Source organism: Microvirga sp. GCM10011540 (assembly GCF_042650665.1).
Classification (GTDB): Bacteria; Pseudomonadota; Alphaproteobacteria; order Rhizobiales; family Beijerinckiaceae; genus Microvirga; species Microvirga lenta.
In genome coordinates, this window is the sequence record NZ_JBHSBQ010000056.1 from 1 (window position 1) to 748 (window position 748).

Consider the following 748-nt stretch of genomic DNA (forward strand, 5'->3'; position numbering starts at 1 on the left):
CGCCGTGAACTTCTGCTGCAGCAGGTTGGGGGCAATCGGTAATGTGTGACGACTGTCGGTCGTGGTCGGCCGGAAGCGGTGGCGGGCCAAGGCACGAATGCCATGCCGGCGCATTAGGCGTTCAACCCGGCCGCAGCTGATGCGATGACCCTGGGCTCGCAAAGCAGCGTGCATGCGCGGGCTGCCATAGCGGCCCTGATGCTGAGCATGGAGCCGCTGCACCTCCTGCAGCAGGTGCCGGTTTGCCACCGCCCTTTGGCTCTCCGGCCGAGACCGCCAGGCGTAATAGCCACTGGCGGACACCCCGAGCACGCGGCACATGAGCCGCACCGGGTAGATGCTGGCATGTTGCTCGATGAAGCCAAACCTCATTTCGGCACCTCCGCGAAGATGCCGATGGCTTTTTTTAAGATGTCCCGCTCCATGCGGGTACGATCGAGTTCGCGCCGCAGCCGTGCGATCTCTGCCGCCTGATCCGCCGGGGATGCGGTGCCAGCCGGCAACGGCGTGGGAGCGGCCCTGGACCGAGACGCAGCCCCATGGGCAAGGGCCCGCCAGTTGCGCAGCATGGAGGGAGAGATCCCCAGCTCGGTCGCGATCTGCATGAGTGGTCGACCACTGCTCTCCAGCAGTGCCACGGCCTCTCGCTTAAACTCGGGTGTGAATTCGCGCCTCGTCTTCGTCATCAAACACCTTCCCGCTCCCACAGGAGCGTATCAGAGGTGTCCGTCAAAGCGAGGGAGGATCA

The 748-nt window shown here is 64.6% G+C and carries 1 pseudogene; it reads right to left on the minus strand.

Annotation, left to right across the window (positions count from 1 at the left end):
* Positions 1-686 (minus strand): annotated as a pseudogene (locus ACFOYU_RS15210) (IS3 family transposase); the annotation flags it as partial.
* Between the last annotated feature and the right edge of the window lie 62 nt (positions 687-748).